Raw genomic sequence first — 24,292 nt, 5'->3', positions numbered from 1 at the left:
AGCGGAGTGTCAGTCAAGATGGTGCCGTCTGACACTCCGCTTTCGCGAGCAAGCCCGCTCCCACAGGTACTGCGTACACATGATATTTGAGGGTCATCGCAAGACGTAATGAATGGTCCGGAGCCCTGGGCTCTGGCTGTGAGCTATCTCTGACAATTCCAACAACAAGAGAGGCAATGGCAATGGGTGTATACGACTACAAGCACTTCGGCACGGCCGATTCCAAGGCGCTGTTCAGCGATGCCATGGCGATCACGCTGTACTCCTATCACAACCTCGATAACGGTTTCGCCGCCGGTTACCAGCACAACGGCTTTGGCCTCGGTCTGCCGGCGACGCTGGTCACCGCGTTGATTGGCGGCACCGATTCGCAAGGGGTGATCCCCGGTATCCCGTGGAATCCTGATTCGGAAAAACTCGCCCTCGAGGCGGTGCAAAGGCCGGCTGGACGCCGATCAGCGCCGCGCAATTGGGCTACGAAGGCAAGACCGATGCACGCGGGACGTTTTTCGGCGAGAAGGCCGGTTATACCAGTGCGCAGGTGGAACTCCTCGGCAAGTACGACGCACAGGGCCATCTCACTGAGTTGGGCATTGCCTTTCGCGGCACCAGCGGCCCGCGCGAAATCCTCATCGGTGATTCGATTGGCGACGTGATCAACGATCTGCTCGCGGCCTTCGGCCCGGCCGATTACGCAAAAAACTACGTCGGCGAAGCCTTCGGCAATCTGCTCAACGATGTCGTCGCATTCGCCCGGGCCAACGGCCTCAGCGGTAAGGACGTGCTGGTCAGCGGCCATAGCCTGGGCGGCCTGGCGGTGAACAGCATGGCTGACTTGAGCGCTGGCAAGTGGGACGGCTTCTTCGCCGATTCCAACTACATCGCCTACGCATCGCCGACTCAGAGCAGCACCGACAAGGTGCTGAATATCGGCTACGAAAACGACCCGGTGTTTCGTGCCCTCGACGGCTCTACTTTCACTGGCGCTTCGGTTGGCGTGCACGATGCGCCGCACGCGTCGACCACCGACAATATCGTCAGCTTCAACGATCACTACGCCTCGAACGCGTGGAATGTGCTGCCGTATTCGATCCTGAATATCCCGACGTGGATTTCGCACCTGCCCACTGGCTACGGCGACGGCATGACCCGCGTGCTGGAGTCGAAGTTCTACGACCTGACCAGCCGCGACTCGACCATCATCGTCGCCAACCTGTCCGACCCGGCGCGGGCCAACACTTGGGTCCAGGACCTTAACCGCAACGCCGAGATCCACAATGGCAGCACCTTCATCATCGGCAGTGACGGCAACGACCTGATCCAGGGCGGCAGCGGCAATGACTATCTGGAAGGCCGCGCCGGCAATGACAGCTTCCGTGACAGCGGCGGCTATAACGTCATTCTGGGCGGGCAGGGCAGCAACACGCTCGAATTGCAGCAGACGGTGAAGCACTTCGATTTTGCCAACGACGGCGCCGGCAACCTGTACATCCGCGATGCCAACGGCGGGATCAGCATCACCCGCGACATCGGCAGCATCGTCAGCAAAGAGCCGGGGTTTCTCTGGGGCGTGTTCAAGGACGACGTGCTGCACAGCGTCACTGCCACCGGTTTGAAAGTCGGCAGTAATCTCACCGCTTACGAATCAAGCGTTAGAGGAACGGCCGGCGCCGACACACTGAAAGCGCATGCCGGCGGTGACTGGCTGTTCGGGCTGGACGGCGATGATCATTTGCTCGGCGGTACGGGAAATGATGTGTTGGTCGGTGGTGCTGGCAATGACCTGCTGGAATCCGGCGGCGGCGCGGATACGTTTCTGTTCAATGGCGCGTTTGGCCAGGATCGTGTGATTGGCTATACGGCCGATGACACGCTGGTGTTTCTTGGCGTGCAGGGCGTGTTGCCGGGGCAAGATTTGCGTGCCCATGCGTCGGCGGTCGGGCAGGACACCGTGCTGACGTTCGGCGCGGATTCGGTGACGTTGGTCGGCGTGGCACTGGGCAGTTTGAGCGCCGACGGGGTTGTTATCGCCTGAGGTTGATGCTTGGCCTTTGATGGCCCTTCGCGAGCAGGCTCGCTCCCACACCGGAGCTGTGTCGTTCACAACTCCCTGTGGGAGCGAGGCTGCTCGCGAAGTACGATGACGCAGTATCAAAAGTGACTTGAAAGCCATTCTCCGACTCAAACCCCTGCAAAACAGGAAATGCGGCCTAAAGCCAGCACGTGCACACACGTTCTTCAGCTAACCGCCATCGAGTACAGGAGATTCATGCGTGAAAGGTTTCAAGGGGTATATCGGCGTTATCACACTGGCGCTGGGTTCAGCGAGTGTCTGGGCCGATCTGCCTCAGAGTTCGATTCTCAGCCGTTACGGCATCACCTCCGATCAACTGCCGGACCCGGCGAAGGATGAAACGCTTGAGCCGGTCGAACCGAAAAGTCGTTTTCAGATCCAGCCGGAGCAGCCGTTCGTGACGATCCGCCTGGGTGAAAACAAGCCACAGACGACTGGCAATCTCAGTATTGATCGAATGGATCAACAGGAGCGCCAGCGTTGCCAGCGGTTGCAGGAGGAATTGGTGAAACGCGGCGGGAGTTACCTGAGCTGCGACGGCAGCATTCCCGGCATGCCGGCATTCGAATAATGAAACAATCCCTGTAGGAGCTGCCGAAGGCTGCGATCTTTGATCTTCAATGCTTGAAGCAACATCAAAGGTCGCAGCCTTCGGCAGCTCCCACAGGAAAGGCGGCGGATCAGTCTTCCTTGCGCACGGTCGCGACTTCATCAGCGCGAACCTTGACCTTGGCCCCGGAGATGTCCTCGAACTCATAGAAGCCGTCTTCGGTCTTGGTTTTCGGCATGTCCTCGGTCAGGTACTGGGTGCCGTTCTGCAGCGTCACCACGGTCTGGGTCGAACAGCCGCTCAGCGCCAACAGGGCTGCGACTGCTACAGGAATGCCCAGCATCTTGATTTTCATACCCACCTCTGACTCCTTGCTTGAATGTGATTGCGGGCATTGTCGGCCCTCTAACGCGGTTGGTGCCAACATCGGCGGAAAAGTTCGATGGCGGCGCGAAAAATGCCATTGATCTTTTTCCGTTTGCGCCGGGCAGGGCTGAGCTGGTATCTGTACGCATAACCAGTGTTCGCTTGCCGTGGCTTTGAAATCCCGTGACCTCCAACCCTCTCGACGATCCGTTCTATTACCTTAACAACTTCCGGCAAGTGCTTGATTGGCTTGCACTTCGCTATGCCGATGTGATGAGCGCAAGCGAGCACGGCTTCATCCGCGACTTCAATACGCTGCCGCAAACCTCCCAGGGATTGCTGGTGCGCATGGTCATGCGCAAGGGCATTCACTTTCGTGCGAGCAAACTCAACTATCTGGAAATTGGTGACGTTGCCGAGGCGGCTCAGCCTTTGCTCGAACGTGGCTGGCTCGACGAACACGCCGCGCTGACGCTGGCAGAACTGTTCGATGTCTTGCTCAAGGCTGAGCTCTTGCAAGCCTTTGGCGCTTTTATAGAACAGCCGAAAGGGCGTAAAGACGAGTGGCTGCCGGTGCTGACCGAACAGTTCAGCGAGGCGCAAACCCTGCGCGCCTGGGCCCCGCAACTGGCTGACCGGCTGTTCAGCCTGACCCTCATGGATTTGTGCGATCGCCTGCGCCTGATGTTCTTCGGCAATCTGTATCAGGATTGGTCGGAGTTCGTCCTGGCCGACCTGGGCATCTTCACCTATGAAAAAGTCGAATTCTGCGCTGACTCCCGAGGCCTGCGCAGTCGCGAAGACGTCGACGCCTGCCTGTTCCTGCATCAGTGCCAGTTGCGTTTCGAGGCGGGTGAGGCGCTGGAAGAGATCGTCGAGAAGATCAACGCCGTGCAATTCGACAACCCGTGGCTGCGCCGCCGACAAGCCAAGGCGTTGTTCCAGATCGGCCAATATGGCGAGCGCATCGGCGACTTTGCGCTCGCTTTGAGTGTTTACCGCGACTGCACCTACCCGGGCGCGCGATTGCGCATGATCCGTGTGCTCGAACGTTGCGGCGAATACGCGCTGGCGCTGGAGCTTGGCACGCTGGCCGAACAGGCGCCGCAAAGCGCGGCCGAGCAGCAAGGTCTGCAGCGCATCGTCCCACGTCTGCGGCGCAAACTCGGCGGCCCGCCGCTCAAGCGCGTCAAGGCCAGAGAGGTCGAGCGTCTGGACTTGCACTTGCCGCGCACCGATCCGGCGCGGTCAGTGGAATTCCATGTGCAAGCGCACCTGCATGACGAAGACGGCCCGGTGCATTACGTCGAGAACAGCCTGATCAATTCACTGTTTGGCCTGTTGTGCTGGCCGGCGATCTTTGCGCCGTTGCCGGGTGCGTTTTTCCACCCGTTCCAGCGCGGTCCGGTCGATCTGCTCAGCGAAGACTTTCTCGAGCGCCGCACTGAACTGTTCCAGGCCTGCCTGGGCGAACTCGATGACGGTCGCTACGCCGAGACCATCCGCCAGCGCTTCGTCGACAAGTGGGGCATTCAGTCGCCGTTCGTGTTCTGGGGCGCGCTCAATGAAGACCTGCTCGAGCAGGCGCTGGCCTGTCTGCCCGCCGAACACCTGAAACACTGGTTCAACCGCCTGTTGCTCGATATCAAGGCCAACCGTGCTGGCATGCCGGACCTGATCCAGTTCTGGCCGCAGCACAAGACCTACCGAATGATCGAAGTCAAAGGCCCCGGCGACCGCTTGCAGGACAATCAACTGCGCTGGCTGGAGTTCTGCCACGAGCATCAGATGCCGGTGGCGGTATGTTACGTGCAGTGGGCGGAGCAGAGCGCTTGAGCTACAGCATCGCCGTCCGTGCATTGTGCGAGTTCACCGCCAAGACCGGCGACCTCGACCTGCGTTTCACCCCGTCGCCGACCGCGCTGGAAGGCATCGTCGGCCATCGCACCGTGGCCTCGCGGCGCAGCGAGCAGTACCAGAGCGAAGTGGCGCTGCAAGGCGAATTCGGCGCGCTGAAGGTCAAGGGCAGGGCGGATGGCTACGATCCGGCGCAAAACTGCCTGGAAGAAGTCAAAACCTATCGCGGTGACCTGAGCAAGCAACCGGCCAATCACCGCCAGTTGCATTGGGCGCAGGCGAAGATCTACGGCTGGTTGATGTGCCAGAAACTGCAACTGCAGCAGATCAATCTGGCGCTGGTGTATTTCGACATCGTCAGCGAAAAGGAAACCTGCCTGGTCGAATCCCACAGCGCCGAGGCGCTCCAGGGGTTTTTCGCGCAACAGTGCGGCTTGTTCCTGCAATGGGCCGAGCAGGAAATGGCCCATCGCGAGGCGCGCAATCTGGCCGCGCAACAACTGGCGTTCCCGCATTCGGATTTTCGTCCCGGCCAACGGCATCTGGCCGAGTCGGTGTTCAAAGCCGTCAGCACCGGCCGCTGCCTGATGGCCCAGGCGCCGACCGGCATTGGCAAAACCCTTGGCACGCTGTTCCCGATGCTCAAGGCCCTGGCGCCGCAGCAATTGGACAAAGTGTTCTTTCTCACCGCCAAGACCCCGGGGCGCAAGCTGGCGCTGGATGCCAGCCAGGTGTTGTTCAGGCAAACGCCCGATTTGCCGTTGCGAGTCATGGAAATGGTCGCTCGCGACAAGGCCTGCGAGCATCCGGACAAGGCCTGTCATGGCGAATCCTGCCCGCTGGCCCAAGGCTTTTATGATCGTTTGCCCGCCGCCCGCGAAGCCGCCAGCCGCATCAACCTGCTGGATCAGGCAGCGATGCGTGAAGTCGCCGCGCAGCACAGCGTGTGCCCGTATCACCTGAGTCAGGAAATGGCCCGCTGGGCGGACGTGGTGGTAGCCGACTACAACTATTACTTCGATTTCAGCGCGCTGCTGTTCGGTCTCGCCCAGCTCAATCAGTGGAAAGTCGCGGTGCTGGCCGACGAAGCGCACAACCTGGTCGAGCGCGGCCGGCAGATGTACAGCGCCAGTCTCGACCAGTTCACCCTCGGCACTGTGCGCAAGACCGCGCCGGCAGCGCTGAAGAATGCCCTGCAGCGGGTCAACCGCGAATGGAACGCGCTGCATGCGCCGCAACTGGCGGCGTATCAGGCCTACGACAAAGCCCCAGACAAACTCCTGCAAGCCATTTCGCTATGTTGCGCGGCCATTGGCGATTACCTCAACGATCATCCGCAAGGCCTCGACAGCGGCTTGCAGAACTTCTATTTCGATCTGCTGCAATTCGCCCGGGTCGCCGAGCTGTATGACGAGCATTACCTGTTCGATATCAGCAAACGCGATCTCGAGCGCAAGCGTCCGTTGTCGCAACTGTGCCTGCGCAACGTGGTGCCGGCAGCGTTCATCGGCCCGCGCCTGAGCGCGCGCGCGCAGCAGCGTGCTGTTCTCGGCCACGCTGAGCCCGCGCAACTACTACGCCGATCTGCTCGGCACGCCCGCCGACACCGTGTGCATCGACGTCGAGTCGCCATTCAGCGCCGAGCAGTTGCAGGTGCACATCGTCAGCCAGATCTCCACGCGTTTTAACCATCGGCAAGCTTCGCTGGAGCCGATTGTCGAGCTGATCGCGCACCAGTTCAGCGAGCGCCCGGGCAACTATCTGGCGTTCTTCAGCAGTTTCGATTACCTGCAACAGGTCGCGACGTTGTTGGCCGAGCGCCATCCGCACATCACCCAGTGGTTGCAATCGCGGGGCATGGCCGAGGGCGCGCGCCAAGCGTTTCTCGACCAGTTCAGCGCCGACAGCCAAGGCGTTGGCTTTGCAGTGTTGGGTGGTGCGTTTGGCGAGGGCATCGATTTGCCCGGTGCGCGGCTGATCGGTGCGTTCATCGCCACGCTGGGGCTGGCGCAGCTCAATCCGGTCAACGAGCAGATGAAGCGGCGCATGGCGGCGATTTTCGGCGCCGGTTACGACTACACCTATCTGTACCCGGGCATGCAAAAAGTCGTGCAAGCCGCCGGGCGGGTGATCCGCACCCGCGAGGATCGCGGCACGGTCATGCTCATCGACGACCGCTTTGCTGAAAGCCGCATCAAACAGTTGTTGCCGCGCTGGTGGGCGATCAGAAGCGAACCGGTACTTTTCAAATCGGCGGATTCACGCATACTTCTGCCCATGACAGTGGCGGGTGAGTGTGATGAGTGAGAACAACAGAACTGCAGCGATCGAAGACAGCCGTTTCCGGCTGCTGATCGATGCGGTTGTCGACTATGCGATCTACATGATCGACCCCGACGGTACTATCACCAGTTGGAACTCCGGCGCCAAACGTTTTAAAGGTTATGAAGAAGCCGAGATCATCGGCGAGCACTTCTCACGCTTCTATACCCCTGAAGACCGCGCCAACGGCATGCCGCAGCGGGCGCTGGACACGGCGATCCGCGAAGGTCGTTTCGAAGGTGAAGGCTGGCGGGTGCGCAAGGACGGTACGCACTTCTGGTCGCACGTGGTGATTGACCCGATCATTGACCCCAGCGGCGAGTTGCTCGGTTTCGCCAAGATCACCCGCGACCTCACCGACCGCAAGATGGCCGAGGAAACCCTCAAGCAAAGCGAACAGCAGTTCCGCCTGCTGGTGCAGGGCGTCACCGACTACGCGATCTACATGCTCAGCCCCGAAGGTTGCGTCAGCAACTGGAACCAGGGCGCGCAGCGTATCAAGGGCTATCTGCCGGAAGAGATCATCGGCCAGCATTTTTCGATTTTCTATACCCCCGAAGACCGCGAAGTCGGTGAGCCGCAGCGTTCGCTGGAGATTGCCACCCGCGAAGGCCGGTTCGAGAACCGCAGCTGGCGGATGCGCAAGGACGGCACGCGCTTTCTCGCTCACGTCGTGGTCGATGCGATTCGCGGCGACACCGGCACGCTGCTCGGTTTTGCCAAGATCACCCGCGATGTGACCGAGGCGCACGAGGCGCAGCAGGCCCTGGAAAAGACCCGCGAAGCATTGTTCCAGGCGCAGAAGATGCAGGCGATCGGCCAACTCAGCGGCGGTATCGCCCATGACTTCAACAACCTGCTGACGGTGATTCTCGGCAATCTCGAAATCGTGCAGAAGCGCATCGGTGACGCGCCGAAAATCGCCCGTCTGCTGGAAAACGCCACCCAGGGCGCCTTGCGCGGTGTGTCGCTGACCCAGCGCATGCTGGCCTTCGCCCGGCGCCAGGAACTGAAGACCGAATCGGTCGATATCCCGCAACTGGTGCAAGGCATCACCGGGCTGTTGCGCAGTTCGCTGGGGCCGGGAATTCGCATCGAAACGCGCTTCCCGAAAGATCTGCAACCAGTGCTGGCCGACAGCAACCAGCTGGAACTGGCGATTCTCAATCTGGCCACCAATGCCCGCGATGCCATGCCCGAGGGCGGCACGGTGATCATTCAGGCGCAAGCCGAAGTGGTGCTGGAACAAACTCATTCGACCCTGGCGGCCGGGCGTTACGTCTGCCTGAGCCTGATCGACAGCGGCGAAGGCATGGATGAAAGCACGCTGGCGTGCGCCCGCGATCCGTTCTTCACCACCAAAGGCCTGGGCAAAGGCACCAGGCTGGGCTTGTCGATGGTGCATGGCTTCATCGAGCAGTTGGGCGGACGCTTTATTCTCAAAAGCGAGAAGGGCCGCGGCACAGCGGCCGAGCTGTGGATTCCGGTGGCGCTCGAGCGGACAGTCAATCGCCCGACTTACAGCAACGCGGCGCCGATTGCGGTGCCGAGGCTCAGTGTGCTGGTGGTCGATGACGATTCGCTGGTATTGACCAGCACCAGTCTGTTGCTCGAAGACCTCGGCCATCGTGTCGTCGGTGCGACCTCCGGCGCTAAAGCGCTGGAATTGTTCGATCGGGGTGAGGTGATCGATCTGGTGATCACCGATATGGCCATGCCGCACATGAGCGGCGCGCAACTGGCTCACGCGTTGCGCATGCTCAAGCCGGATCTGCCGATCATTCTGGCCACCGGTTACGCCGAACGCCTGGAAGGTTTCGCCGACGAACTGCCGCGTCTGCCGAAACCGTTCACCCAGTTGAATCTTGTGCAGATCATCGCCCAATCGATGAAGTGACGCGCTGGTCGATCCGGCTGAACTAGTGCGGATATGCGCCTTTCCAAAAGGTCTTGTTCACTTTCGGAGGGCATGTCTCTTGCCTCGCATATTGACCCAGCCAAGCGCTGCTGAAGAAGCCTTGGCCGAACACGACGCCAAGATGTTTGGCTCACCCAAGGAACGGCTGGATTTCTACCGCCGGGAAATCCAGTACGAAACCAGCATCCTCGCCAACCGCACCGACGCCTATCTGGCGGCGCAGTCGTTTCTGGTGATCGCTTTCGCTTCGTGCATGGCCAACCTCAATCCCGAGTGGGGCAAGATGTTTACCCTTGTTGTGCCGCCGTTTCTGGCGTTGCTCGGTGTGCTCAGCTCACTGAATGCCTGGCCGGGGATTCGCGCGGCTTACGACATCATCGATCACTGGCACTTCAAACAGAGCCAGTTGCTGCACGCGGAGCCGGTGATGGGCGCAGCGTACGATGAATCGCCGCTGTTCAGCGAGATGGAATCGAGCCACAAGGGCTATCGCAAGTCGCTGCTGTTCTCGGTGCGCACGCCTTGGATCTTTGCGACGTTCTGGGTGATGTTGGGGGTGTATGCGGTGTTTATTCAGGTGACCAATCCTTGAGGTGGGTTGGTCGGGGGCAGGGTACAGGAGCTGGATTTTGTGGTGTCTGTGAGATCTAACCCCTCACCCCAGCCCTCTCCCCAAGAGGGCGAGGGGAAAGGAGCCGATCTTCATGCTTTTCATAATCTACATTCGGCGCGGTATTTCAGGTCGGTGTAATAGGCAAGAACACCCCGGTCAGTCCCTCTCCCTCGGGGAGAGGGTCAGGGTGAGGGCTTTTGACTTTTATCACGCCATTTCCAGCTCACGCCGCGGAGTAACCGCATTCTGCACCGCCGCCGGAATCGGCGGAAAATCCTCATTCAGCACACACAGATGATCGATTGCATCTTCAAATTTCGCATCGGCTTTCTTGCGCAGTGCCCGGTATTGCTCAAAGCGTTCGAAGTCAGTCGGCGTCTGTTCCAGCAGCGCGTTGGCTGCTCGGTTCAGTTCGTGGGCTTCTTCGAACAGTTGACGATTGCGTTCCAGAGCCAGTGCTCTGCAAGCCTTGATTTGCGCAGGAGTCGAGCATTCGTTCATGACCGTGACCTTGTTTGTGTCGGGGTTCCGTTTAATAGGCTGTTCACCGCAGGGGAACCGAACCTGCCGGGCCGCGCTGGATGGTTGGCGCGGTTAAAGTTGTGACCCTTGGGTCATGCGCAGCGATCCATTTTTTCAGAAAAAACTTCGATAATTCCCAGCGAATCGAAGCGATTGAAGCATCAGCTTTTTCGTTGCTTGAGACTTTCATAGCGCGCCAGCATTGGCTGCGTGCTGATGCCATGCAGCAGAATGCTCAGTGCCACCACCGACAAAGTGATGTCGGTACAGACCTTCGCCACATCGGCATCCAGGCCATGGTTCAGGGCGAAGAACAGATAGAACAGGCTGCCGATGCCGCGTATGCCAAACCAGCCGATCAGCAGGCGCTGCGGGCCGCTGAGCAGATTGCCCCACGGCATAAGTGCCACGCTCAGCGGCCGGATCAAACAGAACAGCACCGCGCCGATCCACAGCGCGTGCCAATTCCAGTGGGCAATCAGCACGACGCCGAGCAGGGTGACCAGAAACACCTCCATTGCCCGTTCGACCAGGCTGCCGAACGCGAGCATGTCGCCCATCATGATTCCGGCGGCGACCTGGCTGTCTTCCAGTTGTTCGGTGTCTCCATGCACAGCGTTTTCAGGTTCGATGTTCTGATGGCCGACCACCGGCTGCACCAGGTGCTCGGCAGGCACTTGGGTAATTCCGGTGGATTTCACCTCCTCCTGACGCAGGCCGAGACCGGCGGCAAACACCGCGAGAAAGCCGTAGCCGCCAATCGCATCGGCCACCACATAGGAAAGCGCAATCAGCGCGAGGGTCAGGTAGTCGTTGGGGCCGAGGGTGCTGTCCTCATTGTGAATGCGCAGCGACAGGGCGATGCGGCCGATGCCACGGCCCATCCAGTAACCGGTCAGCAAACCCGCCGGCACCGCCCACAACAGACTGCGGATCACCCAGTGCTGCCACTCGCCGGCACTGCCGTCACCGTGCAGCAACAGCAAGCCGAGAATAACGAAAGGGAACGCCACGCCATCGTTGAGCCCGGCTTCACCGGAGAGGCCGAAGCGCACGCTGTCGATGTCCTGCGCATCATTGACCTGCACCAGCGCCGCGAGCACCGGGTCGGTCGGAGCCAGCATCGCGCCGATCAGCAGCGAAGGCCCCCACGCCAGTTGCAGGCCCCAGTGCAGCAGCAGACACACGCCGATGATGGTCAGGATCATCACCGGCCCGGCCAGGCCAAAGGCGATACGCCAGCTCGTGTTGCCCAGCGGCAGACGCAGCTTCAAACCGCAGACAAATAAAGAAAAGAGCACCGCGACCTCAGTCAGGTGCTCCATCCACAACGATGATTCTTCCAGCGACAGTTTCAGCAGGTCGAGGCCGCTGGGGCCGATGGCAATGCCCAGCAGCAGGCACACTGCCGAGGTGGTGACCGGCATCCAGCGCAGCCATGAGGAAGTCAGGGCCAGCGTCAGCAGCACGGCGCCGAGCACCGCGACCCATACGCCGAAACTCATGACCGTTCACTGCAGCGAATTTTCAAGGACAGGCGCACCGGCTCAGCTCACGGTCGTGCGCAGGTACTCGGGGATGAGCACGTTGAACCACAGCAGAATCATCGACACCAGCATGGTCACCAGCACCAGCAGGCCAACGCCCCACACGCACGCCGAATACAGCAGGCCTTGCTCCTTGCGCTCATGCATGAACGTCGGCAGGCCGACGAACAGCAGAAACGTCGAATAGATCGACGCCGCGCCGAGCACCAGAATCGCCAGCCAGCGGCTCGGTACAGTCCGGCAATGCCGGCGAGGAAAAACGGCGTCACCGTGTAAGCGGCAAAACCGATGCATTGATTGAGCGTCGGCCGCGCATCGAACGAGCGCGACATCCAGCGAATGAAACCGCCCATGACCGCGACACCCGCGACAATCGTCACGTACAGCAACACGCTCAATTGCAGTGCGCTGGCCGTGCTCAGGCGCACGTTTTCACCCACGGCGAGGCTCCAGCCGACCTGGGTGGTGCCGATGAACAGGCACACCGCCGGAATCAGCGCGAGCAGCAGCAGATGCGCGAGATAGTGGCGGGGATGGGTTTCTTCTTCGCGGCGGATATCGGTCCAGGCGAAGTTGGGTTGGGTGAAGAGTCTGACGAGGGGGCGGACATGACAACCTCCTGTTCCTGATGGCCCGTAGGCGCTTACAGGTATGGAGGGATGCCATGCCGCTCGGGTTCAGTTTTTCTGCTGCACGGTTACAGCATCGGTTTGCCGCCGGTCACACCGTAGCGCTGACCGGTGATGTAGCTGGCTTCGTCGGAGGCCAGCAGCACGTAAATTGGCGCCACTTCCACCGGTTGGCCGGGACGGCCGAGCGGGGTGCTGCCGCCGAAGTTCTGCACTTCTTCGTCGGGCATGGTCGAGACGATCAGCGGCGTCCAGATCGGGCCGGGCGCGACGCTGTTGACGCGAATTTCCTTCGGCCCGAGCATCTGCGCCAGACCACCGGTGAAGTTGGCGATCGCGCCTTTGGTGGTGGCGTAGGCCAGCAGGGTCGGCTTGGGCATGTCCGAGTTGACCGAGCTGGTGTTGATGATCGATGAACCGGGCCCCATGTGCTTGATCGCCGCCTGGCAGATCCTGAACATGGCGGTGATGTTCACATCGAAGGTCATCACCCATTCGTCATCGGGAATGTCTTCGAAGTTTTCGTGGGTCATCTGGAATGCGGCGTTGTTGACCAGCACGTCGATGCGGCCAAAGCGCTCAACGGTCTTGTCGACCAGCGCCTGGCAATGCGCTTTTTCGGCGATATCGCCCGGCAGCAGCAGGCACTGACGCCCGGCCTGTTCGACCCAGCGTGCGGTTTCCTTGGCGTCTTCGTGTTCATTCAAGTAAGCCACGGCAACGTCGGCGCCTTCACGGGCGAAAGCAATCGCGACGGCGCGGCCGATGCCGCTGTCGGCGCCGGTGATCAGCGCAATCTTGCCCGCGAGGCGGCCGGAACCGACGTAGCTTTGCTCGCCGCAGTCTGGGTACGGCTCCATTTTGCGCTGCGAGCCAGGCACCGGTTGGGCTTGTTTCGGGAAGGGTGGTTTTGGATAGTCAGTCATCGCAGGGTCTCCTGATTTCAAGGCCAGTGTTCCGGGTTGACCCGGTGGCTTTGCCTGGAGTTCGATCGGATTTGCGCTGGATTTTGGTTGGCTATGCAAAACCAATGTGGGAGCGAGCCTGCTCGCGAAAGCGGTCCGTCAGACGATAAATATGTCGACTGACACTGCGCTTTCGCGAGCAGGCTCGCTCCACAGGGATCACTTACACAGGGGAATCTCGGGGCAGGATCAGAGATTGCGGTTAGCCAAAGCCCGCTCCATCCGCGCAATCCCTTCTTCGAGCAACGCCCGCGGGCAGCCGAAATTCAAGCGTACGAACTGCTGATGAGCGTCGCCAAAATCCAGTCCCGCACTCAATCCGACCTTGCCCTGTTCGAGAAAGAACCGCTGCGGATCCGGCAGATCCAGCGCTGTGCAATCGAGCCATGCCAGATAGGTGCCCTGCGGCACATTGATGCTCACGCCCGGCAGGCGCGTGCGCACCGCGTTCACCAGCCAGTCGCGGTTGGCCTGCAGGTAGGTTTTCAGTTCGGCAAGCCACGGTGCGGCTTCGCTGTAGGCGACGCGGGTGGCTTCCATGCCCAGCGGATTGACGCTGTCGACCATGCCGCAGCGGGCGTGGTTGACGCGTTCGCGCAGGGCGGCGTCCTGAATGATCATGAACGAGGTCTTCAGACCGGCGATGTTGTAGGCCTTGCTCGCCGACATCAGGGTGATCGTGCGTTTGGATATTTCCGGACTCAGCGACGCGGTAGGAATGTGCACGCGGCCGTCGAAGCACAGCTCGGCGTGGATTTCGTCGGAGATGATCCACGCGTCCTGCGCTGCGCAAATGTCCGCCACTGCCTGCAACTCATCGCGGTCGAAGACCTTGCCGAGCGGGTTGTGCGGGTTACTCAAGAGCAGGGCGCCGCCGCCGATCAGCGACTCGCGCAGTGCATCCAATGGCGTGGCGTAAGTGCCATCGGCCTGGGCGTTGAATTCCAGCTCCACCCTGTTCAGGCCCCAATGCCCCGGCGCATGGCGCAGCGGCGGGTAGTTCGGCACCTGCACGACGACATTCTGTTGCGCCTGGACCAAAGCCTTGAGGGCCATGTTGAAGCCCGACTCAACGCCCGGTAGGAAGATCAGCTCCTGCGGTTTGACCTGCCATGAATACTTGTTCCACAAGTCGGTGACGATGGCTTCACGCAAATTGTCCTGGGCCACGCTGTAACCGAGCAGCGGGTGCAGCAGACGCTGTTGCAAGGCTTCGATGATGACCGGCGGCGCGGCGAAATCCATGTCAGCGACCCACATCGGCAACACATCGGCCGGGTAGCGGCTCCACTTGGTGCTGCCAGTGTGGTGGCGGTCGAACAGCTGATCAAAATCGAAAGTCATGCATGGTCTCGTGACGGCGGGTGGTTCGTGGGCGCCATGATAAACCCGTGGCCCAGGCGAGGCACATAAATCCTGACGGCAACCTCATAACCCTGTGGAGCTGGCTTGCCAGCGATGGCGTCGGCACAGTCGGCATAAGTGTTGTTGACCCACCGCAATCGCTGGCAAGCCAGCTCCCACAGGGATTGGGGTGCAGGGCAAATTTTGCGCTCACACACCCGACGGTCGGTTTTCACACAGTCCGCAAGGTCTTTGTCTACAGTGAAAAAGTCAGCGCCGTCGCGCTGCAACCGTGATTGTCCAGATAAAGCCCGGCGCAAGTACCGGGTTCCACCTGATCAGGAGTGCACGATGGATCTCAGCCGTCGTCAGTTCTTCAAGGTCGCCGGTATCGGCCTTGCAGGCTCGAGTCTGGGCGCGTTGGGCATGGCCCCGACGGCGGCCTTCGCCGAGCAGGTGCGCCACTTCAAGCTCGCCCACACCCGTGAAACCCGCAACACCTGCCCGTATTGCTCGGTCGGTTGCGGCTTGATCATGTACAGCCAGGGCGATGCCGGCAAAAACGTGGCGCAAAACATCATTCACATCGAAGGCGACGCCGACCACCCGGTCAATCGCGGCACGCTGTGCCCGAAAGGCGCGGGCCTGCTCGACTTCATTCACAGCCCCGGCCGCTTGCAGTACCCGCAAGTGCGCAAGCCCGGCAGCAATGAATGGACGCGCATCGGCTGGGACGAAGCCCTCGATCGCATCGCCGACCTGATGAAAGCCGACCGCGACGCCAACTTCATCGAGAAAAATGCCAACGGGCAAACGGTCAATCGCTGGCTGACCACGGGTTTCCTCGCGGCGTCGGCGGCATCCAACGAAGCCGGCTACATCACCCAGAAGGTGATTCGCAGCCTCGGCCTGCTGGGGTTCGATAACCAGGCGCGTGTCTGACACGGCCCGACGGTGGCAAGTCTTGCCCCGACGTACGGCCGTGGTGCCATGACCAATACCTGGACCGATATCGCCAACGCGAATCTGATCCTGGTGATGGGCGGCAACGCAGCAGAAGCGCATCCGTGCGGCTTCAAATGGGTGACCGAGGCCAAGGCGCACAATGCTGCGCGGCTGATCGTGGTCGATCCGCGTTTTACCCGGACCGCTTCGGTGGCCGACTATTACGCGCCGATCCGTACCGGCACCGACATCGCCTTCATGGGCGGGCTGATCAATTACCTGCTGACCGAGGACAAGATCCAGCACGAATACGTGCGCAACTACACCGACGTGTCGTTCATCGTCAAAGCCGGCTATGGCTTCGAAGACGGCCTGTTCAGCGGCTATGACGCGGAAAAACGCAGCTACACCGACAAGTCCGGCTGGGGTTACGAATTCGCCGACGACGGTTTCGTCCGCGTCGATCCGACCCTGCAAGACCCGCGCTGTGTTTATCAATTGATGAAGCAGCATTACAGCCGCTACAACATCGACCTGGCCAGCCAGATCTGCGGCATGCCGGTCGACGCCATGCAGAAGATCTGGGAAGAGATCGCCACTTGCTCGACACCGGGCAAGACCATGACGATTCTCTACGCGCTCGGCTGGACGCAGCACTCGATCGGCGCGCAAATCATCCGCAGCGCGGCGATGGTGCAGTTGCTGCTGGGCAACGTCGGCATGCCCGGCGGCGGCGTCAATGCGCTGCGCGGGCACTCGAACATTCAGGGCCTGACCGACCTTGGCCTGCTGTCCAACGCCTTGCCCGGCTACCTCACACTGGCCAGCGACAGCGAGCAGGATTACGGTCAGTTCATCTTCAAACGCACGCAGGTGCCGCTCAGACCGGGGCAGCTCTCGTACTGGCAGAACTACAGCAAATTCCACGTCAGCCTGATGAAATCCTGGTACGGCGCCAACGCCACCGCCGAGAACAACTGGCTGTTCGATCATCTGCCCAAGCTCGACATCCCCAACTACGACGTGCTGAAGATGTTCGACCTGATGAGCCAGGGCAAGGTCAACGGCTACTTCTGCCAGGGCTTCAATCCGATCGCCGCGTTGCCGGACAAGAACCGCGTGATGGGCGCCTTGGCCAAGCTCAAGTGGCTGGTGGTGATGGACCCGCTGGCCACGGAAACCTCGGAGTTCTGGCAGAACGTGGGGCCATACAACGACGTGAAAACCGAGGAAATCCAGACCGAAGTCATTCGCCTGCCGACTACATGTTTTGCCGAAGAGGACGGCTCGCTGGTCAACAGCAGCCGCTGGCTGCAATGGCACTGGAAAGGCGCCGACGGCCCGGGCGAAGCGCAGACCGACATTCGCATCATGAGCGAACTGTTCCTGCGCCTGCGCCAGCGTTATCAGAGCGAGGGCGGCAAGTTTCCCGATCCGCTGCTCAAGCTGTCGTGGCCGTACAAGATCCCCGACGAGCCTTCGCCGGAAGAACTGGCGCGGGAGATCAACGGCACCGCCGTCAGCGATTTCACCGATGCCAGCGGCGTCACGGTCAAGGCCGGTACGCAACTGGCCGGGTTTGGTTTGCTCAAGGATGACGGCAGCACTGCGTCCGGTTGCTGGATTTTCGCCGGCAGCTGGACCGAAGCCGGCAATCAGATGGCGCGGCGCGATAACGCCGACCCATTTGGCATGCACCAGCATCAAGGCTGGGCGTGGGCATGGCCGGCCAATCGGCGGATTCTCTACAACCGCGCCTCTTCGGACCCGGCGGGCAAACCGTGGGACCCAAAAAACGTCTGGTGTGGTGGAACGGCAAGGCCTGGACCGGCACCGACGTGCCGGACTACAAGGCCGACGTGCCGCCGGAAGCCGGGATGAATCCGTTCATCATGAACCCCGAAGGCGTCGCGCGGTTCTTCGCCGTCGACAAGATGAACGAAGGGCCATTCCCCGAGCACTACGAGCCGTTCGAAACGCCGATCGGCATCAACCCGCTGCACCCGCAGAACAAGAAGGCCACCAGCAACCCGGCGGCGCGGATCTTCGATTCGGTCTGGGAAACCCTCGGCGAGGCCAAGGACTTCCCGTACGCCGGCACCAGTTACCGGCTCACCGAGCATTTCCACTTCTGGAGCAAGCACTGCAAGTTGAACGCGATTGCCCAGCCCGAGCAGTTCGTCGAAATCGGCGAGGTGCTGGCGAACGAGAAGGGCATCGCTGCCGGTGATCGCGTGCGGGTTAGCTGCAAGCGTGGCTTTATCGAAGCGGTGGCGGTGGTGACCAAACGGATCCGGCCGCTGCAGGTCAACGGCCAAGTCGTGCATCAGATCGGCATTCCGCTGCACTGGGGTTTTACCGGCCTGACGCGTCACGGTTACCTGACCAACACCCTGGTGCCGTTCCTCGGCGATGGCAACACTCAGACCCCGGAATCCAAGTCATTCCTGGTCAACGTGGAGAAACTGTAAATGGCCAGCCAAGACATCATTGCCCGCTCGGCCACTACCACGGTGCCGCCGTCGGTGAGAACCCAGCAGGGCGTTGCCAAGCTGATCGACACGACCAAATGCATCGGCTGCAAGGCCTGCCAGGTCGCCTGCTCGGAGTGGAACGAGTTGCGCGACGAGGTCGGCCACAACCACGGCACCTACGACAATCCGCAGGACCTGACGGCGGATTCGTGGACGCTGATGCGCTTCACGGAGCACGAAACCGACGCCGGCAACCTTGAGTGGCTGATCCGCAAGGACGGCTGCATGCACTGCGCCGAACCCGGTTGTCTGGCCGCGTGCCCGAGCCCCGGGGCGATCATCCAGCATGCCAACGGCATCGTCGATTTCGATCAGGACCACTGCATCGGTTGCGGCTATTGCATCACCGGTTGCCCGTTCAACATTCCGCGTATTTCGCAAAAGGACCACAAGGCCTACAAGTGCACGCTGTGTTCCGATCGCGTAGCGGTAGGGCTGGAGCCGGCCTGCGTGAAAACCTGCCCGACCGGGGCCATCGTCTTCGGCACCAAGGAAGACATGAAAGAACACGCCGCCGAACGCATCGTCGACCTGAAAAGCCGTGGCTTTGAAAACGCTGGTTTGTACGACCCGGCCGGGGTCGGCGGCACCCACGTGATGTACGTGCTGCACCACGCCGACACGCCAAAAATCTACGCCGGGCTGCCGGATCACCCGGCGATCAGTCCGCTGGTGGACTTGTGGAAAGGCATCAGCAAACCTCTCGGCCTGCTGGCCATGGGCGCGGCGGTGCTGGCCGGGTTCTTCCACTACGTGCGCATCGGCCCGAATCGTGTCGAGGAGGATGAGCATCCGACGCCGCCCGACACCTCGGTACACGTCGTCGACCCGGCGGTGCACACCTTTGATCCACGCGGGGAGGAGCGGCCATGAGCAACAAGACGATCCTGCGTTACAGCGCCAACCAGCGGACCAATCACTGGCTGGTGGCGATCCTGTTCTTCATGGCCGGGTTGTCCGGGCTGGCGTTGTTTCATCCGTCGCTGTTCTGGCTGAGTAATCTGTTCGGCGGCGGCACCTGGACGCGCATCCTGCACCCGTACATGGGCATCGCCATGTTCGTGCTGTTCCTCGGCCTGGTGTTCAGCTTCTGGCGCACCAATTTCTTCATCGCCAATGACCGCCAGTGGCTGCGGCGGATCAACCGGGTGATGGTCAACGACGAGGAAAGCGTGCCGCCGGTGGGCAAATACAACGCCGGGCAAAAGCTGCTGTTCTGGACTTTACTGCTGTGCATGCTCGGGTTGCTGTTCACCGGGCTGGTGATCTGGCGCGCGTGGTTCAGCGTGTATTTCGGCATCAGCGTGATCCGCTGGGCCATGTTGTTGCATGCGCTGGCCGGGTTCGTGCTGGTGCTGAGCATCATCGTGCATATCTACGCCGGTTTGTGGATCAAGGGTTCGGTCGACGCCATGCTGCATGGCTGGGTCAGCCGCCCGTGGGCGAGAAAACACCATGAGCTGTGGTACCGCGAGGTGACCCGCGACGAACAGCCTCGGGACGTGCCCGAGCGACCGCTGACGAAAAAGGGCTGACTTTTGCCAAGCATTCTTGAACCTGGGGAAATCGAGGCGGCGGCCAGTTCGCCGCCGTTTCTGTATCTGCCGCCACGTAACCTGTTTGTCCTGCGTGCCGAGCGCCTTGAGCGTCTCGCCGAGGGCAATGGGCTGGCGGATTATCTGCGGCTGATGGCCGGATTGTGTCGGGCGCAGCAGCAGGTTTTCGATGATCCGCCGCTGACCGCGCCGTTTGATGCGCAGCGTTTCGAGGCCTGTCAGCAGCATGGTCTGCCGCCGTTCGCGGCAGACACGTTGGTGCGCGAGGATGCTTGGCAGCCGTGGCTCGACGCTTTGCTGAAGCGCTATGCGCCAGCGGATCAGCCTGCGGTGATCGACGCGCTGGATACTTTGCGCGGCGCCAGTGCCGGCCAGTTGCGCGCGTGGGCGGTGGCGCTGGTCAGTGGGCAATATTCGCTGGTGCCGGCGGCGCTGGTGCCGTTCCTCGGCGCAGCGCTGCAAGCCGCCTGGAGCCACTGGCTGCTCAGCGTGCCGAATCTGCAACTCAAACCCGGCGACAGCCTCAGCCAATGCCCGGCCTGCGGTTCGCCGGCCATGGCCGGGGTGATTCGTCATCGCGGCAAGCACAACGGCTTGCGTTATCTGGTGTGTTCGCTGTGTGCCTGCGAATGGCATGTGGTGCGGGTCAAGTGCGTGTATTGCGAACAGAGCAAGGGCCTTGAATATCTGAGCCAGGAAGATGATCGACACAGCGCCGAACAGGCACCGCTGCGCGCCGAAGTCTGCCCGAGCTGCAACAGCTACCTGAAATTGCTCTACCTGGAGAACGACGCCGAAGCCGAGGCGTTGTCAGCGGACCTCGGCAGTTTGCTGCTGGACATGCGTCTGGCTCAGGATGGTTATCAGCGTCTGGCCCCGAATCTGTTGCTGGCGCCGGGAGATGAATGACGAGTGGAGAAACCGTGGGAGGGAGCTTGCTCCCGAAGGGGCCGTTTCAGCCCCATAATTTTGACTGACTTACCGCCTTCGCGAGCAAGCTCGCTCCCACAGGTTTATGTGCCGAATCACAAAGCCCGGTCAGCCCCGAATTTCCCTGTAGGAGCGAGCTTGCTCGCGAATGGGGCGTTTCAGGCACATCATCTTCGACTGACTGACCGCATTCGCCAGCAAGCCCGCTCCCGCAGTTTGTCTACACTGCTGAAGCCCCTGTAGGAGGGGCTTGCTCCCGAAGGGGCCTTTCCAGTGAAATCAGGAGTGGCTGATGTCTTCCAGCGTTGCCCTGCGGTTGCCGTCCATTGATGGCTTGTTTCGTCACCCGGCGTGCGCGCCGTTGGCCGAGCGTTACGGCCGGGATTGTTTGCTGACGGGCCTGCGCCAGTTGCTCGATGAGTTGCGTCCCGGTGTGTTGAGCGGGCAACTGTCCGCCGTTGAAATCGGCGCCGAAGTGCTTGCCGGGCGCGTCGGCGAACGCTTGGCGCAACAGCAGCGCAGTCAGGTGCGGCGGGTATTCAACTTGACCGGCACGGTGCTGCACACCAATCTCGGCCGCGCCTTGCTGCCCGAGGAAGCCATCGAAGCAGTGCAAATGGCCGCACGCTATCCGCTCAATCTCGAATTCGATCTGGCCACTGGCAAGCGCGGTGATCGCGATGATTTGATCGAAGGCCTGATCCGCGAACTGACCGGCGCCGAAGCGGTGACCGTGGTCAACAACAATGCCGCTGCCGTGTTGCTCACCCTCAACAGCCTCGGCGCACGCAAGGAAGGCATCATTTCGCGCGGTGAACTGATCGAAATCGGCGGCGCCTTCCGCATCCCCGACATCATGGCCCGCGCCGGCGTGCGCCTGCACGAAGTCGGCACCACCAACCGCACCCATGCCCGTGATTACCAAGCGGCGATTGGCCCGCGCAGCGGCTTGATCATGCGCGTACACGCCAGCAACTACAGCATCGAAGGTTTTACCGCGCGAGTGCCGACCGCTGAGCTTGCCGAGTTGGCGCATACCCATGGTTTACCGTTGCTGGAGGATCTGGGCAGCGGCAGTCTGCTCGATCTGACCCGCTGGGGGCTGCCCGCGGAACCGACGGTGCGCCAGGCCTTGCTCGATGGTGCCGACATCGTCACCTTCAGCGGCGACAAATTGCTCGGCGGGCCGCAGGCCGGGTTGATCGTTGGGCGCAAAGAGCTGATCGCGAAGATCAAGAAGAATCCACTGAAGCGCGCACTGCGGGTCGACAAGTTGACCCTGGCCGCGCTGGAAGCGGTGCTCGGTTTGTACCGTGATCCGGATCGCCTTGCCGAGCGGCTTCCGAGCTTGCGCCTGCTGACCCGTCCGCACGCCGAGATTCATGCGCAGGCTCTGCGTTTGCAACCGTTGCTCGCCGATGTGTTGGGCGAGGTCTGGCAGGTCAGCGCGGCCAAGGCGTTGGGCATGATCGGCAGCGGCAGCCAACCGGTGGCGCGTCTGCCGAGCGCGGCGCTGTGTTGTCGCCCGCAAGTGTCCAAACGCTGGCGCGGGCGTTATCTGCTCAATCTCGAAGCGGCGCTGCGCGGTTTGCCGATCCCGGTACTCGGGCGGATCGACGACGATGCGCTGTGGCTGGATCTGCGCCAGCTCGACGATGAACCGGCGTGGCTGGCGCAGCTGGCGCAATTGCAGGTCGACCTGTGATCGTCGGCACGGCAGGACATATCGATCACGGCAAGACCACACTGTTGCAGGCGCTGACCGGACAAACCGGCGACCGCCGCCCGCAGGAGCGCGAACGCGGCATGACCATCGATCTCGGTTACCTTTATGCCGAACTCGAAGCGGGCGCCGGGCTGACCGGCTTCATCGACGTGCCTGGCCACGAAAAATTCACCCACAACATGCTCGCCGGCGCGCAGGGTATCGATCTGGTGTTGCTGGTGGTCGCGGCCGACGACGGCGTGATGCCGCAGACCCGCGAGCATCTGGCAATCGTCGAACTGCTCGGCATTCCCCGCGCCCTGGTGGCGATCACCAAGTGCGATCGCACCGGAACGGGCAGGGTGGAAGAGGTGCAGCGCCAAGTGCTCGATCTGCTGGCGCCGGGGCCGTTTGCCGAGGCGCCGATCTTCACCGTGTCGAGCGTGAGCGGGCAGGGCGTCGATGCGTTGCGCGCGGCGTTATTGCAGGCACAGCGCGAAGTGCAGGCACGCAGTTGCGAAGGCGGATTTCGTCTGGCGATTGACCGTGCATTCAGCGTCGCGGGTGCGGGGATTGTGGTCACCGGCACGGCGTTGTCGGGCACGGTTGCAGTGGGCGAGAAACTGGTTCTGGCGCCTGCGGGCAAATCGGTGCGCATTCGTGGCCTGCACGCGCAGAATCAGGCCGCCGAGCAGGCCTTTGCTGGCCAGCGCGTGGCGCTGAACCTCAGCGGCGAGCGCCTGGAACTGGCGCAGATCCACCGTGGCCAATGGCTGCTGGCGGATTGGCTGCATGCGCCGACCCAGCGCATCGACATCGAGTTTCAGCTGTTGCCCGGCGAGCGTACTTTTGAACATTTTCACCCGGTGCATCTGCACCTCGGCACCCAGGACGTCATCGCCCGCGTCGCCTTGTTGCAAGGCCCGCGCCTGAGCTCAGGCGAACGCATGTTCGCGCAACTGCTGATCAATGCGCCGGTGCACGCGGTAAGAGGCGATCGGCTGATCCTGCGCGATTCCAGCGCCCAGCATACCCTCGGCGGCGGCATCGTCCTCGACCCGTTCGCCCCGGCCCGCCAACGCCGCAGCCCCGAACGTCTGGCGCAACTGCAAACCCTCGCCCTTAGTGTCAACCTCGAACAAGCCCTGCCAGCGTTGCTCAACAACAGCCCCGGCGGCTTCGACCCACAACGCCTGGAACGCCTGTTCAACCGCCCGCGCGCGCAGTGGACGCTGGCGGAAAACATCCGCCTGATCGACACCCGTCAAGGCGCGCTGCTGTTCAACGTCCAGCGCTGGGGCCAGCTGAAATTCACCTTGCTCGAACAACTGGCGCGATTCCACGAACAGGAACCCGACCAGATGGGCCCGGACCGCGATCGCCTGCGCCGCTTCAGCGCGCTGGCCCTGGAACGTTCGACATTCATCAGCCTGCTCGACGAATTGCTCAACGCCGGCTCAATCCTCACCAGCGGGCCCTGGTTGCACCTGCCTGATCACCAAGTGCGCCTGAATGCCGACGACGAAAACCTCTGGCAGCAATTACAGCCGTTGTTCGAACAGGCCGGTTTCGACCCGCCATGGGTGCGCGACGCCGCGAAAGTGCTCGGCGAAGAAGACGCCAGCGTCCGCTTGCTGCTGCGCAAACTCTCACGCCTTGGCCTGATGCACCAGGTGGTGCGCGACCTGTTCATCAGCGACATCGTCCTGCGGCAAATGGCGGCGCTGCTGCTGAAACTCGCCGAAGAAAATCCAGCGATCGAAGTGACAACCTTCCGCGATGCGCTAGGCTTGGGACGCAAACGCTGCATTCAGTATCTGGAATATTTCGACCGACTCGGCCTGACCCGCCGCCTCGGCGAATCCCGCCAGATCCGCCCCGACAACGCGCTGGCTAACGCCGACGCACTCTGAGT

General features: G+C 61.5%; 14 protein-coding genes and 4 pseudogenes. 12 read left to right on the top strand and 6 right to left on the bottom strand.

The window, feature by feature from the left end; translation table 11 throughout:
- The first annotated feature begins 182 nt into the window (after positions 1-182).
- Positions 183-2,035, top strand: a pseudogene (locus LJU32_19000) (polyurethanase).
- A 238-nt stretch (positions 2,036-2,273) separates the two neighbouring features.
- Positions 2,274-2,645 (top strand): hypothetical protein, encoded by a 372-nt coding sequence (locus tag LJU32_18995; protein ID WKV87711.1) that lies wholly within the window; start codon positions 2,274-2,276, stop codon positions 2,643-2,645.
- Positions 2,646-2,754: 109 nt separating this feature from the next.
- Here the strand turns inward: LJU32_18995 and LJU32_18990 are convergent, their stop codons facing one another.
- Entirely contained in the window at positions 2,755-2,979 is a 225-nt protein-coding gene (locus LJU32_18990; protein ID WKV87710.1) for a YgdI/YgdR family lipoprotein, read from the bottom strand.
- A gap of 194 nt (positions 2,980-3,173) precedes the next feature.
- Here LJU32_18990 and LJU32_18985 point away from each other — a divergent pair, with 194 nt between their 5' ends.
- The 4 genes and pseudogenes from LJU32_18985 to LJU32_18970 all read left to right on the top strand — a co-directional run bounded on the left by LJU32_18985 (position 3,174) and on the right by LJU32_18970 (position 9,679).
- Positions 3,174-4,826 (top strand): VRR-NUC domain-containing protein, encoded by a 1,653-nt coding sequence (locus tag LJU32_18985; protein WKV87709.1) that lies wholly within the window; start codon positions 3,174-3,176, stop codon positions 4,824-4,826.
- A pseudogene (locus tag LJU32_18980) lies at positions 4,823-7,154 on the top strand (ATP-dependent DNA helicase). The gene LJU32_18985 and the pseudogene LJU32_18980 overlap by 4 nt, the downstream one beginning before the upstream one ends.
- The gene (locus tag LJU32_18975; protein WKV87708.1) at positions 7,147-9,066 is read left to right on the top strand and encodes a PAS domain S-box protein; all 1,920 of its coding nucleotides are present in this window, start codon (positions 7,147-7,149) and stop codon (positions 9,064-9,066) included. Before LJU32_18980 ends, LJU32_18975 begins: the two are co-directional and overlap by 8 nt.
- A gap of 79 nt (positions 9,067-9,145) precedes the next feature.
- Complete coding sequence (locus LJU32_18970; GenBank protein WKV87707.1) at positions 9,146-9,679, top strand: hypothetical protein; 534 nt, start codon at positions 9,146-9,148, stop codon at positions 9,677-9,679.
- A gap of 228 nt (positions 9,680-9,907) precedes the next feature.
- On the opposite strand, the gene LJU32_18965 is transcribed toward LJU32_18970, so the two are convergent.
- The 5 genes and pseudogenes from LJU32_18965 to LJU32_18945 all read right to left on the bottom strand — a co-directional run bounded on the left by LJU32_18965 (position 9,908) and on the right by LJU32_18945 (position 14,707).
- Positions 9,908-10,201: a hypothetical protein gene (locus LJU32_18965; protein WKV87706.1), complete on the bottom strand. Its 294-nt coding sequence runs from the start codon at positions 10,199-10,201 to the stop codon at positions 9,908-9,910.
- Between the two features lie 182 nt (positions 10,202-10,383).
- A complete protein-coding gene (locus tag LJU32_18960) occupies positions 10,384-11,727 on the bottom strand; it encodes a cation:proton antiporter (protein ID WKV87705.1) in 1,344 nt (447 codons plus the stop codon).
- Between the two features lie 42 nt (positions 11,728-11,769).
- Positions 11,770-12,422 (bottom strand): annotated as a pseudogene (locus tag LJU32_18955) (YIP1 family protein).
- Positions 12,423-12,466: 44 nt separating this feature from the next.
- A complete protein-coding gene (locus tag LJU32_18950; protein ID WKV87704.1) occupies positions 12,467-13,324 on the bottom strand; it encodes an SDR family oxidoreductase in 858 nt (285 codons plus the stop codon).
- Between the two features lie 228 nt (positions 13,325-13,552).
- The gene (locus LJU32_18945; GenBank protein ID WKV87703.1) at positions 13,553-14,707 is read right to left on the bottom strand and encodes a PatB family C-S lyase; all 1,155 of its coding nucleotides are present in this window, start codon (positions 14,705-14,707) and stop codon (positions 13,553-13,555) included.
- Positions 14,708-15,058: 351 nt separating this feature from the next.
- Here LJU32_18945 and fdnG point away from each other — a divergent pair.
- The 6 genes and pseudogenes from fdnG (at position 15,059) to selB (ending at position 24,290) form a co-directional block, all read left to right on the top strand.
- Positions 15,059-18,123, top strand: a pseudogene (gene fdnG / locus LJU32_18940) (formate dehydrogenase-N subunit alpha).
- On the top strand, positions 18,124-19,059 hold the full coding sequence (gene fdxH, locus LJU32_18935; protein WKV87702.1) for a formate dehydrogenase subunit beta: 936 nt from the start codon (positions 18,124-18,126) through the stop codon (positions 19,057-19,059).
- Positions 19,056-19,721 (top strand): formate dehydrogenase subunit gamma, encoded by a 666-nt coding sequence (locus LJU32_18930; GenBank protein WKV87701.1) that lies wholly within the window; start codon positions 19,056-19,058, stop codon positions 19,719-19,721. The genes fdxH and LJU32_18930 overlap by 4 nt, the downstream gene beginning before the upstream one ends.
- Before the next feature lie 3 nt (positions 19,722-19,724).
- The gene (gene fdhE / locus LJU32_18925; protein WKV87700.1) at positions 19,725-20,651 is read left to right on the top strand and encodes a formate dehydrogenase accessory protein FdhE; all 927 of its coding nucleotides are present in this window, start codon (positions 19,725-19,727) and stop codon (positions 20,649-20,651) included.
- Positions 20,652-20,964: 313 nt separating this feature from the next.
- Positions 20,965-22,377: an L-seryl-tRNA(Sec) selenium transferase gene (selA, locus tag LJU32_18920; GenBank protein ID WKV87699.1), complete on the top strand. Its 1,413-nt coding sequence runs from the start codon at positions 20,965-20,967 to the stop codon at positions 22,375-22,377.
- The gene (selB, locus tag LJU32_18915; GenBank protein ID WKV87698.1) at positions 22,374-24,290 is read left to right on the top strand and encodes a selenocysteine-specific translation elongation factor; all 1,917 of its coding nucleotides are present in this window, start codon (positions 22,374-22,376) and stop codon (positions 24,288-24,290) included. Before selA ends, selB begins: the two co-directional genes overlap by 4 nt.
- Positions 24,291-24,292 lie beyond the last annotated feature (2 nt).

It is taken from the genome of Pseudomonas sp. B21_DOA (assembly GCA_030544685.1).
GTDB classification, from domain to species: domain Bacteria; phylum Pseudomonadota; class Gammaproteobacteria; order Pseudomonadales; family Pseudomonadaceae; genus Aquipseudomonas; species Aquipseudomonas fluorescens_AO.
The sequence above is the reverse complement of the archived record's forward strand: the minus strand, read 5'-3'. Positions and strand labels throughout refer to the sequence as shown.